This window comes from Paludibacterium sp. B53371 (assembly GCF_018802765.1).
Classification (GTDB): domain Bacteria; phylum Pseudomonadota; class Gammaproteobacteria; order Burkholderiales; family Chromobacteriaceae; genus Paludibacterium.
Genome location: NZ_CP069163.1, coordinates 2,237,688 through 2,250,960, shown reverse-complemented (window position 1 = coordinate 2,250,960; position 13,273 = coordinate 2,237,688). Strand labels below are relative to the sequence as shown.

The 13,273-nt window shown below is 55.6% G+C and carries 12 protein-coding genes; 5 read left to right on the top strand and 7 right to left on the bottom strand.

Annotated features, from left to right (window positions below; genetic code table 11):
* Window positions 1-169 precede the first annotated feature (169 nt).
* From JNO51_RS10775 to JNO51_RS10745, 7 genes are all read right to left on the bottom strand, one after another.
* Window positions 170-601 (bottom strand): hypothetical protein, encoded by a 432-nt coding sequence (locus tag JNO51_RS10775; protein ID WP_215776919.1) that lies wholly within the window; start codon window positions 599-601, stop codon window positions 170-172.
* On the bottom strand, window positions 579-893 hold the full coding sequence (locus JNO51_RS10770) for a KilA-N domain-containing protein (RefSeq protein WP_215776917.1): 315 nt from the start codon (window positions 891-893) through the stop codon (window positions 579-581). The genes JNO51_RS10775 and JNO51_RS10770 overlap by 23 nt, the downstream gene beginning before the upstream one ends.
* 653 nt (window positions 894-1,546) lie before the next feature.
* Window positions 1,547-1,993 (bottom strand): hypothetical protein, encoded by a 447-nt coding sequence (locus tag JNO51_RS10765; RefSeq protein ID WP_215776915.1) that lies wholly within the window; start codon window positions 1,991-1,993, stop codon window positions 1,547-1,549.
* A gap of 249 nt (window positions 1,994-2,242) precedes the next feature.
* Window positions 2,243-2,965: a BRO family protein gene (locus JNO51_RS10760; protein WP_215776913.1), complete on the bottom strand. Its 723-nt coding sequence runs from the start codon at window positions 2,963-2,965 to the stop codon at window positions 2,243-2,245.
* A gap of 273 nt (window positions 2,966-3,238) precedes the next feature.
* Window positions 3,239-3,562: a DNA-directed RNA polymerase gene (locus JNO51_RS10755; RefSeq protein WP_215776911.1), complete on the bottom strand. Its 324-nt coding sequence runs from the start codon at window positions 3,560-3,562 to the stop codon at window positions 3,239-3,241.
* A 135-nt stretch (window positions 3,563-3,697) separates the two neighbouring features.
* Window positions 3,698-4,210 carry a DUF2059 domain-containing protein gene (locus JNO51_RS10750; RefSeq protein ID WP_215776908.1) on the bottom strand — a complete coding sequence of 171 codons (513 nt, stop codon included), beginning with the start codon at window positions 4,208-4,210 and terminating at the stop codon, window positions 3,698-3,700.
* Between the two features lie 119 nt (window positions 4,211-4,329).
* Window positions 4,330-4,923, bottom strand: a complete 594-nt coding sequence (locus JNO51_RS10745; protein WP_215776906.1) for a recombinase family protein — start codon at window positions 4,921-4,923, stop codon at window positions 4,330-4,332.
* A gap of 199 nt (window positions 4,924-5,122) precedes the next feature.
* Between JNO51_RS10745 and JNO51_RS10740 the strand changes: the two genes are divergently transcribed.
* The 5 genes from JNO51_RS10740 to JNO51_RS10720 all read left to right on the top strand — a co-directional run bounded on the left by JNO51_RS10740 (window position 5,123) and on the right by JNO51_RS10720 (window position 13,273).
* Entirely contained in the window at window positions 5,123-5,566 is a 444-nt protein-coding gene (locus tag JNO51_RS10740) for a hypothetical protein (RefSeq protein ID WP_215776903.1), read from the top strand.
* 955 nt (window positions 5,567-6,521) lie between these two features.
* On the top strand, window positions 6,522-6,767 hold the full coding sequence (locus tag JNO51_RS10735; protein WP_215776901.1) for a hypothetical protein: 246 nt from the start codon (window positions 6,522-6,524) through the stop codon (window positions 6,765-6,767).
* Window positions 6,768-6,907: 140 nt separating this feature from the next.
* A complete protein-coding gene (clpB, locus tag JNO51_RS10730) occupies window positions 6,908-9,487 on the top strand; it encodes an ATP-dependent chaperone ClpB (protein ID WP_215776899.1) in 2,580 nt (859 codons plus the stop codon).
* A 262-nt stretch (window positions 9,488-9,749) separates the two neighbouring features.
* Window positions 9,750-11,873, top strand: a complete 2,124-nt coding sequence (locus JNO51_RS10725; protein WP_215776896.1) for a type I secretion system permease/ATPase — start codon at window positions 9,750-9,752, stop codon at window positions 11,871-11,873.
* Window positions 11,870-13,273: an HlyD family type I secretion periplasmic adaptor subunit gene (locus JNO51_RS10720; protein ID WP_215776894.1), complete on the top strand. Its 1,404-nt coding sequence runs from the start codon at window positions 11,870-11,872 to the stop codon at window positions 13,271-13,273. The genes JNO51_RS10725 and JNO51_RS10720 overlap by 4 nt, the downstream gene beginning before the upstream one ends.

Here is a 13,273-nt window from a genome sequence, read left to right as displayed (position 1 = left end):
GCGACAAACATGCTGTTTAACCTGCTGGTCATCCTTGTGACACTGGCAATGGTTGCCCTGTATTTTTACGCCAACCACTTCCACAAATAGCAAAGCCAACACACAGACCAATCAAGGCAGGCAGGAACGGTATCAACCCGTCCTGTCCTCCTGCCCTATAGCCCCCTGATTACTGAGCGTTAAGCCGCTTGACCGTTCGTGGCGTCAGTTCGTCAAACATCCGGTTGTTCCTATCCTTGATGAACTGGTTGTTCAGTGCCTTCCGTCCCCAATCGTAATACATCATGGCTTCACGGCATTGATTGGATACTGGCAGACCATCCAGCGCATGAAGATAACCAGCACGAGCCATCAGGTATCGAATTTTCTTCGGTGATGCCCCTTTACGTTGATTGATGTGCTGTAGTGCGGTTCGTCTGGCGTCCAGTTCTTCTTCACGGACAAGACCGCCTTTCCGTTCCACTGCTTCAATGGCAGCTTCCAGCAAGACCCCCGCATTGACCTCCACACCCTTCACCCGGTCAGATACAGCAATGCCGTGTGTCTGTACTTCATCAAAGAGGCGGATAACTTCAAGGTTAAAGGCCGGACTGACCCACATGGCGTAGGGCGTAGACTAGTTCCTTGCAAACGTAGGTGCCGCCATAACGGCCAGCCTTCGATTCGGCAGGTTGCTTATTCTGCGAATTCGCAGAGTTAGCGAGTTCAGCCAACAAGTCGTTGGTTTCATTGCGGCGCATGAAGAAGGCCGGTTGATGCTTCTCTTCACCACCGGCAGCTTTATGCAGGTCATTGATGCAGTAGCGGCCTTGTTCATCTCTACGCAATGGAAAACCACCAATGATGATGGAGTCGTTGCTGATGGTCGGGTTGATGGTAGATACGTGGTTCATGTTGTGGCTCCTTTTCGTGATAGCCCTTCCTCAAGTCCTTTCCTGCTCAGCCCTTCAACTCCCCACAACGGGAAACTGAACAGGCAAGAGGAAAGGCCATGACGAAAAGCGTTGAAGTTGATGGATGAAACAGGCTGACCAAGGACGGTCAGTTGATACTGGTGATGCGGATACTGAAGATGGATACCCGGATGACCGGGATACACACCATCAAGGGGATGATGCTGATGGATTGGGATACAGCAGGATGAAGGGGATATGGTTAGTCAGATTCTGGTCTGACGTTAAGTCTCAATCGAGCCAACCATATAGGGATTGATGACCATCATCATCCATCATCCTTTAACATCCTCTTCCTTGGGGTATCCCCGGCGTAGCCGTCTGTATAAGGCAGTCAGCCGAACCCGAAGGGTGAGGATGCTGAAGATGTTGGAGAAGGTGGCTTGAAGACCAATCCAGAACAGCAAGCAGATAATCACGTTCATATACCGCTCAATCATCTAGTGACACTCCTGTAGTTGTGTAAGTATTAGTAAAAATCTATATACATAGGTGAGCTTAACTACCCTGTATAACTCTCGTTTTGTTATATCTGTATCGCTCTCGTAGACTTGCGCTCCTATAGTGATTGGAGTTTATTTATAAGTGCATGATTAATATGGAAATTCATCCTTTTCCTCTGCCGTCATGGACAGGGGCTCCATTAGTCGCAGTCCTCCGAAGCTGATGACCAGTCGTTCCTGAATCAACGGAATCAACCGCTTCAACTGCAAGGCAGTGGTTTCACAGACACCAACCTGTTTCATTAGCTGCTTTGTGGTTGCTTCCCCTTCTTCAGCCAGCAGCTTCATCGCCTTGATGACGGTCTTGCACTTGGGCTGAACAGAGTGGGTCTTGCACTGACGTTCAATATCGTCAAACCGGACTGAGCCACGATGAATGGCATCCAACTTGATGGTCATGACAAGGTGCTTGGTTCGACCTGCAATGACGTTGCGCAGACCAGCGATGACAATCTTGGTTGCTGATAGGGTTGGCTGATGGAACAGGATGGAATGGGATTCGGGATGATGACGGATAACGGACTTGGGTCTTGGCATAGCTCTCCTTCTAGTTCATGGGCGCATGGCCTCCTTGGCTGTTGTTAAAGTTGGTTGGAAAGAAAGTTGAGTAATTTGCTGATTCATAATAAAAACGATGAATAGATAGCGTTTCTCCTCCTTGTACGTGGGGACAATTAAGAAAACAGATATTTCACAAGCTCAAACAGAGCAATGGACACCACGGAAGTTATTGCAATGAGGATGGTCAGCGGGACGTAGATACACCAATCAGGAAACATGAGCCGATTACCAGTTAATCCCAAGTTTCTCAGCAGCCTTGTACAGCGATTCAACGTGGTACAGATTCGCATAGGCCGGGAAGGATTCACCTTTAACGGTCATCATGAATTCACGCTTCTCCACCGGGAAACCCATTTCTTCAGTAATCACCTTGGCCTTGCTGGCAATCCTGTTCTTCTCGGATTGGGTCAGATGCAGGTCAGCATTCAGCGCCCACTGGTTCAGGGAAATCATGGATTTCAGCTTGTGGTTATCGGCCTGAAGTTCGGCATTCACCTTCTTCAGCTTGCTAAGTTGTTCAGAGGCAACCAGGACAGCGCGAGCAAGGAAATCATCCGGGGATTCAACGGCCTCCTTGGCAACAGCCGGAGCCATATACATGCCGTTTTTACGGATGGATGGCAGGACTTCGGAAGTAACCCACTTGCGGAAGCGTTTGGCGGAGGGCTTGTTACTGCGCACAATCAGGGCATACAGGCCGGATTCAGAAACGATATTGGCACTCTGCGCCTTTGAACCTAAGAAAAGGTTAGGGTCGCTTTCTCGGGTAGAACGGCGGAACTCGTCACTATCAAGAATATGCATGGCTACCGTAGGGTTGGTATGGCCTAGCGCCTCACAAACATCCTTCGCCACGAACCACGGTTCACCGTGTTCATCTTGGATGATGCGAATGTTTGCGGTTAGGTCGGCGGTAGCGATGGAGAAGTTTTGTACTTGGGTGTTCATGGTTGTGATTCCTATATGTGCCAAGCCTCCATTTGTTTGGTTCTTCAAAGTCGCCTCTAAGTAGCGTCCTTCATCCCACATACCGCGAAAGGAACAAAGCCGGTAGCGGGTGCGCTCTTAGCAGGGCGCGGACTAGCGTCCACAGTGAAGAACCAAGCAAATGAAGGCTTGGATTGAATGAAAGAAATGAGAGAAAGAAGGGCAGCGTTTTACTGAGCTAATACGTGGGGGGAATTGCTAACCTCCCGAATAGTTCTCAAAAATGAGAATGTCCTACGCAAAGAAATACGGAGCATCGAGAACCTGCTCCAAATCGAAGTCACCTACTGCCGGGGGCGGCGGAAGTTCTACGCCTTCGGGAACCTGTTCACAGAGTTCTTCATAAAACTCCCGAATCACTTCTTGGCCGTACTGAGCAACAAAGGCTTCCCGCAAGAGTTCGGCCAGGGTGTCAGTGTTGGCGGCATGAGTGCCGTAACTGTCATGAATCATGGCGAAGTGCTGAATATCGGAATATTCAAGGCAAGTCGCTACGGTCATCATCAGGTGCGAGGCGTCCAGGGAGTGAACAAAGTTCGGGCTAATGCCTGCTGCCATCTTTCGGGCGTTGATGGTGGGTCAGCTTTCAGTTGCCGGTAGTGGGTCAGATTTCGGCTGTCGATGGGGGAGTTGGGGATACGAAAAAGCCAGCACGATGGCTGGCCTAATAGCGCTGAAAATTATTTTCTGGCATCAGTTATGGTTAGTAACTTCTTTCTCAATCATTTCTTTCAACTGACTCTGCATCTTCGGAATTTGAGGACTGACCTCTTGATCCATACGGAACAATATTTGTGTCACAATTTTAGGTGATTTTCTTATGACTGCTTGACCGGCTGGCGATGAATAGAATTGCAACATTCCCTTGAGTTCGTCGTCTGTGTAGTTGTCCTTGTAAACTTCTAGATACACCGGCTCTATTTTGTCCCATGACAATATTTTGTTATAAACGGTTGTAAAAAAAGAAAGTAATACCCTGTGTAGTTTTTCTCTAGCTTCTGGAGTGAAGTCATTTCTCTGGGCCGCCTCGTCATCGGCCATTTGAATCATGTGATTAATCATTTGGCTCTTGATGACCTGCAAGTTGTCTTGCATATGCATTACAACCAACAACTGACGAACGTCGGCATCTGTAACTTCTTCTGCGTTGGCAGGGACAGTTAAAACGCCAAGTAGCACCAGTGATATTGCAAGTAATTTTCTCATAGCAATGGCAATCCATTACGTAGTAGATGGGAAATTGTTTAAAGTTACCCCAAAACATTACATCATGTGCCTAACTATTGATAGACACCGATGCACAGGCCAATAACAAACTATTCTTGTCAGGCATTGCTCACCGCCTTCAACGCCCTCTTCACACTACTTTCCCCAATCCCAAAATGTTCAGCCGTGGCCTTGATGCTGGCTCCTGTTTCGGATCGCCATGCAGCAACAGCCTTGTCATCCACGGTCTTTGGTCTGCCGTTGTATCGGCCTTGCTCCTTGGCTAGTTCAATGCCTCTACGCTGCATTTCCTTGCGGTTGATGTAATCCACTTCACCCTGAGCCGCCATGAATGCCAGGACTGCATCGCGGGTTGCCTTGGCTATCGGGTCATCTGATGAACCATCAAACGCCATCTTGTTCATGGTGCAAAACACAATGACGCCACGTTGCATCAGGGTTTGCATGGTGTTGTGGAGTTCATCATATCGACGGCTGATACGGTCAAGCCAGCGAACATATAGCGTATCGCCAGCACGTAAGGCAGCCATAACCTTCTGCCATTCAGGACGGTCAGCAGGGGCAACATGGTAGCCGGATACGCCTTCATCAAAGAAGGAAGCATCACAGCCAAGGGATTCCGCTTCTGCACGTTGCTGGTTGATGTTCTGTTCGCTGGTGGAGACACGACCGTAGTAGATGGAATGAGGCATGATTTTGGGCTAGCTCAAAAGGTAATGAGGCCAATAGTAGATAGTCCAAAAGCCATAGTCAACCCTATTGGACTAGATTTTGAGGGGTTTTGGCATGGGTCGTATGGGTATACCTAAATGAACTGCGCCCTGAAATGAAAAGGACAGATAGGCTGTTGGTGGTTAGAATTTCCAAAACTAGACCAATGCGGGATATGTGATGAAGCCAATCAGCAGGGTTTTGAACGAATGGTTTGTTTGGAGCAACTACCATTCGGAACTAGAGAGCGCTTTCTTGAAGGGGCTGGGTTATTCAGACGAAGAGGCATCAGCCTTAATCGACAGGTTTAACGCTGGAGATGGCCACGGATTTCTTTTCCATTACACCAATCCAAAAGCCGCAAAGATGATTGCTTTCAGCATGTACATCAAGTCATCGAGACTTGGGTTCCACACAATAACGGAAGGCATTCACTGCGGTTCAACACCCAAGCCATCAATCAGGGACATTATCTTTCGCTGGAAGATATGGCCGAACCTCCCTTTCTTCCCTCTGAACAGTCTAGTTCGGTTGCCCATTCCTACTGAAGGATTGGAAATCAAGAGAATACGGCTGAATAACAGTTGCCTCATCGTCGTCAAGGATGGCCTACAGCTTCCGTGAGGGGCATGGGGGTAACTGCCTAGACCGGTTTTGTCAGATACCCTCTCAGAAATTTTTGCTGAAATTTTCCTGCTTAGACGCTGGGCGATTATCGCTTTGGTTCCTCACCAACATCATCAGCATCTAAGCCTACCAACTCGATGTGGTCGAACTCAATTCCCGACTTATGCAAGGTATCGAGAAGTCGGCGAACAGAAGGCTGGCCAGAGATTGAAATAAGCACGGAGTCGCCTTCTAGTACCTTTCCGCAGAAATTTCCTTTACTCCCTCGCTCAACAAACAAAACTTTCATCACTGCCCCATTGAAAGATTAGTCATCATATCTTATCACCAATGACATTTACCCTGTTCGCATACGAATCATGGGTTTGACAATCATCAGGTATTTTTGCATCATCACCCGTGGTACAAAACCAGCATCGCACTGTGGTACAGCACAAAAAATAGACAGCTTAACTAATTGATTATAAACAACTTAACAACGAAATACCCGTTTCCTCTTACCGGCACCATCTCGATCAAAAAGGTCAGCCGCAAGCGGTCTGACCTTTTTTCATTTTCATCCTTGTCCCTGTCTGCTGATGTCCTCGGCCATGTTTTGCAGCGGAATCGCTGGCATTTGGTTCGGTTTTCGCTGCCTGGTGTCGAACCAGTCTGTTCCGCGGCTCTCCAATTTCCTCTGATGTTCTTTGTCTCAACCGTTCAAACTAAGCCTGACCTTGGGGGGGTGTAGATATGCAAGAACAGTGCGTTTTATCCGTACTTCTTCGGGTTGTGGTGGCTGACCAGCTGATTTTCGCCAGTCGATGCGGTTTTGAGTGTCTGAGTCTGGCGAACTGGGTGAGTCGGCTTCCTCTGTCGGTGATGATCGGATGCGCAGTGAGTTGCGTGATCTGGTATCTGGAACGCACAGGTGTTTTCAAACCAGCATCATGAACATTTGGAGGTAATTGCCATGCATACGCTTCATGTTAATGATCTGCTGAAAGTCACCGGGGGCTGCCATGCCGGATGCTACCCGGCCACGTCAACGCCATCGCATACCCATGGCGGTGGCGGGGCGCGGTTGGGTGCCGTGGTTGATGCGGCGCTGCAGGGCGCCATTTATGGTACGAGCTCCCGTTCCTGGCAAGGTGTTGCTGTCGGCGCTGCCGCAGGAGCGGCCATCGCGGCGGTCAAAAGTGGCCCGAAACAAGCCTGATCGCCAACCCTCAGTGAAGATTCTGGCCCGGTGTCATCCGGGCCATTTTCTTTTCCCGTCCCCAGTGTGCTGAGTCTGCCCTTGAAATGTTCCCGGCGCTGCCCAAACTATTGCTTATCAACTATTGACAGGAGTGCATGATGCGCTTTGACAAACTGACAACCAAATTGCAGCAGTCGCTGGGCGACGCCCAGAGCCTGGCGATTGCGCGCGAGTGCGGTTTTATCGAGCCGGCCCATTTGCTGCTGGCCATGCTGGAAGATGCGGAAAGTGGTGTGGCCGGTTTGCTGGCGCGGGCCGGTGTCAATGTTCCCGGTCTGAAGCATGCCACCAAGGCGGCTGTCGAGCGGCTGCCGCGCGTTCAGGGGACCGGCGGCGAGATCACCGTGTCACGGGATCTGGCCAATCTGCTCAATCTGGCCGACAAGGCCGCCATGAAACGCGGCGACGAGTTTGTCGCCAGTGAAATGTTCCTGCTGGCACTCAGCCAGGACAAGAGCGAGCTGGCGCGGCTGTTCAAGGAGCAGGGCGCGACGACCGCGGCGCTGGAGGCTGCGATCGATGCCGTACGCGGCGGCCAGGCTGTGGCATCTCAGGATGCTGAAAGTCAGCGTGAAGCCCTGAAGAAATACACCCTTGACCTGACCGAGCGCGCCCGTCAGGGCAAGCTGGATCCGGTCATCGGCCGCGATGATGAAATCCGCCGTGCTATTCAGGTACTACAGCGCCGCACCAAGAATAACCCGGTGCTGATCGGTGAACCTGGTGTCGGCAAGACCGCCATCGTCGAAGGTCTGGCGCAACGCATCGTCAATGGCGAAGTACCGGAAGGCCTGAAGCATAAGCGCCTGCTCGTGCTCGACCTGGCCGCCCTGCTGGCCGGCGCCAAATATCGCGGCGAGTTCGAGGAACGGCTGAAGGCTGTGCTGACCGATCTGGCCCAGGACGAAGGCAATACCCTGATCTTCATCGACGAAATCCATACCCTGGTTGGCGCGGGCAAGGCCGAAGGGGCCATGGATGCCGGCAATATGCTCAAGCCGGCGCTGGCGCGTGGCGAATTGCATTGCCTTGGTGCTACCACACTGGATGAATATCGCAAATACATCGAAAAAGATGCCGCACTGGAGCGCCGCTTCCAGAAGGTCATGGTGGACGAGCCGACTGTCGAGGACACCATCGCCATCCTGCGCGGCCTGAAAGAGAAGTACGAGATTCACCACGGGGTGGAAATCACGGATCCGGCCATCGTGGCCGCCGCCGAGCTGTCGCAGCGCTATATCACCGACCGCTTCCTGCCGGACAAGGCCATCGACCTGATTGATGAGGCGGCCAGCCGCATCAAGATGGAGCTGGATTCCAAGCCGGAAGAGATGGACAAGCTGGATCGCCGCCTGATCCAGCTGAAGATCGAGCGCGAAGCGGTGCGCAAGGAGAGCGACGAAGCCTCGGCCAAGCGTCTGGCACTGATTGAAGAAGAGATCACGCGTCTGACGCAGGAATACTCCGATCTGGAAGAAATCTGGAAGGCCGAAAAGGCCAGCGCCCAGGGCAGCCAGACCATCAAGGAAGAAATCGACCGTCTCAAGAGCGAGATGGAAGATCTCAAGCGTCGCGGCGACTGGCAAAAACTGGCCGAGCTGCAGTACGGCAAGCTGCCGCAGCTCGAGTCACAGCTGAAGGATGCCGAAGCGGCAGGCACAGGCAAGGGCGCCACGCCCAATCGCCTGCTGCGTACCCTGGTCGGTACCGAAGAAATTGCCGAGGTGGTCAGCCGCATGACGGGCATTCCGGTCTCGAAAATGCTGACCGGCGAGCGCGAAAAACTGCTGCATATGGAAGAAGCCCTGCATCAGCGGGTGATCGGCCAGGATGAGGCGGTCAATGTCGTCTCGGATGCCATCCGTCGTTCGCGCTCCGGCCTGGGCGACCCGAATCGCCCGTATGGCAGTTTCCTGTTCCTCGGCCCGACCGGCGTCGGCAAGACCGAGCTGTGCAAGGCCCTGGCCGGCTTCCTGTTCGATTCGGAGGATCACCTGATCCGCATCGACATGTCCGAGTACATGGAGAAGCATTCGGTGGCGCGTCTGATCGGCGCCCCCCCGGGCTATGTCGGTTACGAAGAGGGTGGCTATCTGACCGAGCAGGTCAGACGCAAGCCCTATAGCGTGATCCTGCTCGATGAGGTGGAGAAGGCACATCCCGATGTGTTCAACATCCTGCTGCAGGTGCTGGACGATGGTCGCCTGACCGATGGCCAGGGGCGCACGGTGGATTTCAAGAACACCGTGGTGGTAATGACTTCCAATATCGGCAGCCAGCAGATCCAGGCGATGTCGACCGACGACTATCAGGTCATCAAGCTGGCGGTCATGGCCGAGGTGAAGAACTACTTCCGGCCGGAGTTCATCAACCGGATCGACGACGTGGTGGTGTTCCATGCCCTGGACGAACGGCATATCCGCTCGATTGCCCGCATTCAGCTCAAGGCGCTGGAAGCCCGTCTGGCCAAGCTCGATCTCAACCTGCAAGTCAGCGACAGCGCCTTGTCCGTGCTGGCCGAGGCTGGCTTTGATCCGGTGTATGGGGCGCGACCGCTGAAGCGGGCGATCCAGAACGAGATCGAAAACCCGCTGGCCAAGGCCATACTCGGCGGCAAATATGCACCGAAGGATACCGTGCTGATCGATGCACGCGGAGAACAGTTGGTTTTTGAATAATTTATAACAAGTAATTTAAAGCCCGCCGCAGCGTTCGGCGGGCTTTTTTTTGCCTTTCTGCCGGACGATCAATAGCTTGGCTGTCAGAATGTTCAGTCGGTTTGGAAAACGATTTCACGCACTATTGCACGACTTGTAAGCGCATGGTTATTATTCGCGCCAATCAGTTAACTCTGTGTTTGATAACGTTTACAAAATAGAACGAGCCACCGTGATCGATGCCATTGCCCAAACCGGCCCGGGCCGGGAAGAAATCAGTTCAGTGCCAGAGCAAGATCCATTGCGAACCTGCCTGCTTGCACTGGCGCACCACTGGGACCTTCCGTTCCCGCCTGAAACCGTTTTCTCCGGCCTGCCCCTGGAACAGGGGCGGCTGACCCCTTCCTTGTTCGTGCGCGCGGCACGTCGCCTCGGGCTGGTGGCACGCATCGTGCGCCAGCCGCTGGCGTCACTGACCGCGGAAATGCTGCCCGCTGTCCTGTTGCTGGCACAGGATCAGGCCTGCCTGTACGAAGGACTGGATCCGGATGGCCTGGCCCGCCTGCGCGAACCGAGCCTGATGGAGGGGGAGCAACGTCTGCCGGTTTCCCAACTGGCTGCCCGGTACCAGGGTCTGTGCATTCTGGTCCGGCCACGCTATCGGCAAGACCGGCGAACGGCTGTCCAGCGTAACGTGAAGCCAGGGCACTGGTTCTGGCAGGCGGTGGCGGAAGGCTGGCCCCTGTACCGCGATGCCCTGTTTGCCGCCTTGCTGATCAATCTGTGTGCCCTGGCCGTCCCGCTGGTCACCATGAATGTCTACGACCGGGTGGTGCCCAATCTGGCGCTTTCCACGTTGTGGGTACTGGCCCTGGGGGCTGCCCTGGTGCTGGTGTTTGACTTCCTGCTCAAACTGGCGCGTTCGCATCTGCTCGACCTGGCGGGCAAGCGCATCGACATCAGGCTGTCGGCTCAAATCATGGAGCGGGTGCTGGGCCTGCGGCTCGAGCACCGGCCTGCCTCGGTCGGCGCCTTTGCGGCCAATCTGCGTGCCTTCGAGTCGGTACGCGATTTCATTGCTTCCAGTTCGGTCGTCACCCTGGTCGACTTGCCGTTTGTGCTGCTGTTCGTGCTGATTCTGTTGTGGCTGTCCCCCTGGTTTGCCTTGCCGGTCGTCCTGGCGGCGGGCCTGATGCTGCTGCAGGCCTGGCTGACCGCCGGACGCATGCGCACCCTGTCTGAATCCACCCTGCGCGCGGCGGCCGAGCGCAATGCGCTGCTGGTCGAAAGTCTGGGCGGTCTGGAGACCCTCAAGGCCCTGTCGGCCCAGGGGGTGCAACAAGGGCGCTGGGAGCGCACGACCCGCTATCTGGCGCAAACCGGGGCTCGCCTGAAAATCCTTTCCGCCCTGACCGGACACTTCGCCGCCCTGATCCAGCAACTGAGCTACCTGAGCATGCTGGTGCTTGGCGTCTATCTGATTCTGGATGGCCGGACCAGCCCGGGGGGCATCATCGCCGCCGGCATGTTGTCTGCACGCGCCACGGCCCCCCTGGGACAACTGGTCGGCCTGCTGACCCAGTACCACAATGCCCGGGCCTCGCTGGCTTCGGTGGAGTCGGTCATGCAGCTGCCGGTCGAGCGCGACAGCGAGCAGGTCTATACCCCGCGTGCGCCGTTTCGTGGCGCCATCGAACTTTGCGGGGTCAGTTTCAGCTATCCGGGGGCCAGCCGCCCGGCCTTGTCCGACGTCAGTCTGCGACTACAGCCCGGTGAGCGCGTCGCCATCCTCGGCGCCATCGGTTCCGGCAAGAGCACCATCCAGAAACTGGTCATGGGCCTGTACCAGCCGACTGGCGGCACCGTGCGGGTGGATGGCATAGACCTGCGCCAGATCGACCCGGACGAGCTGCGTCAGCATATCGGCTACGTGCCGCAGGAAAGCCTGCTGTTCTACGGCTCCCTGCGTCACAACCTGGAAATGGGACAGCATCGGGTGACGGTGGAGCGCCTGCAGCGCGCCATGCGCATTGCCGGACTGGACCGCTTTGTCGATCAGCATCCGGAAGGCTATGACCTGTTGGTGGGTGAACGGGGCGAGACCCTGTCAGGCGGCCAGCGCCGTGCCGTATGCATTGCCCGCGCCTGGGTCAGCGATGCCAGCATCCTGCTGATGGACGAACCGACCAGCAATATGGATCCGGCGCAGGCTCAGCGCATCATTCGCGCCCTGTCGGCCGAGCTGGCCGGCAAGACCCTGTTGCTGGTGACGCATCAGCCGGATGTGCTGGCACTGGTCGATCGCATCGTGGTGCTGGAGCAGGGGCACATTGTTGCCGACGGGCCAAAGGCCGAGGTGTTGGCCGCATTGAGCGGCGGTCGTCGTAGCACGGAGGCCACAGCATGAAAAGCCGACTGATCCGTTATGCCGACCGTCTGCAGCAGCTGCGCAGCCAGCTTGGCCCGTACCTTGACCGCCTGAGCAACTGGGCTGCCGGACGAGATCTGCGAGAGGGCGCTGACTTTGCCGCCGATGCCGAGTGGAGCCGACAGCTGCAACATCCCGCTCGTCCCAGACTGTTCGTCTGGAGCAGCGGTGGTCTGCTGCTGTCCTGCCTGCTCTGGGCGGCCCTGGCCGAAGTGGATGAGGTGGCCCGCGGCGAAGGCAAGGTGGTGCCCTCGTTCCAGAACCAGCACATCCAGAGCCTGGATGGCGGACTGGTCGAACAGATCCTGGTGCGGGAAGGGCAGAAAGTCGCGAAAAATCAGCTGCTGCTGCGCATTGACAGCACCCGCGCCGAATCCTCGCTGCGCGAAAACCGCGCCCTGCACCTGGCCTTGCAGGCCAAGGCGGCTCGCCTGCGTGCGCTGGCCGGACCTCAGCCCTTCGAGATTCCAGAGATCGTGCGCCAGCACGCCCCCGAGGTGGCCATGCAGGAAAGTGCCCTGTACCACTCCCGGCAAAGCGAGCTGAACGCATCGCTGTCGATTGCCCGCGCCCAGCTTGGCCAGCGCAGGCAGGAGCTGTCCGAGGCGCGCGCGCGCCATGCCCAGGCGGTTCAGCAGTTCCAGCTTGCCAGTCGGGAACTGGAAGTCACCGCACCGCTGAAAGCCTCCGGCGCCGTCTCGGAAGTCGACCTGATGCGCCTGCAACGCGAACTGGCCCGGGCCCGGGGCGAACGCGACACCCTGGCCGCACAACTGATCCGCTTACAGGGCGGGATTGCCGAAGCCGAACGCAAGGTTCAGGAAGTCGAGCTGAGCTTCCGCAACGCCGCCAGCAGTGAGCTCTCCGACGTCATGGCCAGGATCGACGGCCTGTCGGCCGGCAGTATTGCCCTCAAGGACAAGGTGCGGGTCACCGAAGTGCGGGCGCCGGTGGCAGGCGAAATCAAACGGCTGCATCTCAATACCATCGGCAGCGTCGTGCAGCCCGGCAAGGACATTCTCGAACTGGTACCGGCGGAAGACGACCTGCTGGTCGAGGCTCGTCTGTCGCCACGCGACATTGCCTTCCTGCACCCCGGACAGCCGGCTCGGCTGCGCTTTACCGCCTATGACCATACCGTCTATGGCGCGCTGGATGGCGAAGTGCGGGAGATCAGTGCCGACAGCCTGGTCGATGAAAAGGGGCAGGCTTACTACCTGGTCCGCGTTCAGACCCGCCAGGCGCCCCATCAGCGCGCCTGGCGCATTATCCCCGGCATGGTGGCCCAGGTGGACATCCTGACCGGCAAGAAAACCGTTTTGTCCTATTTGCTGAAACCGGTATTGCGCGCCAAGGCCGAGTCCTTGAGTGAGCGTTGA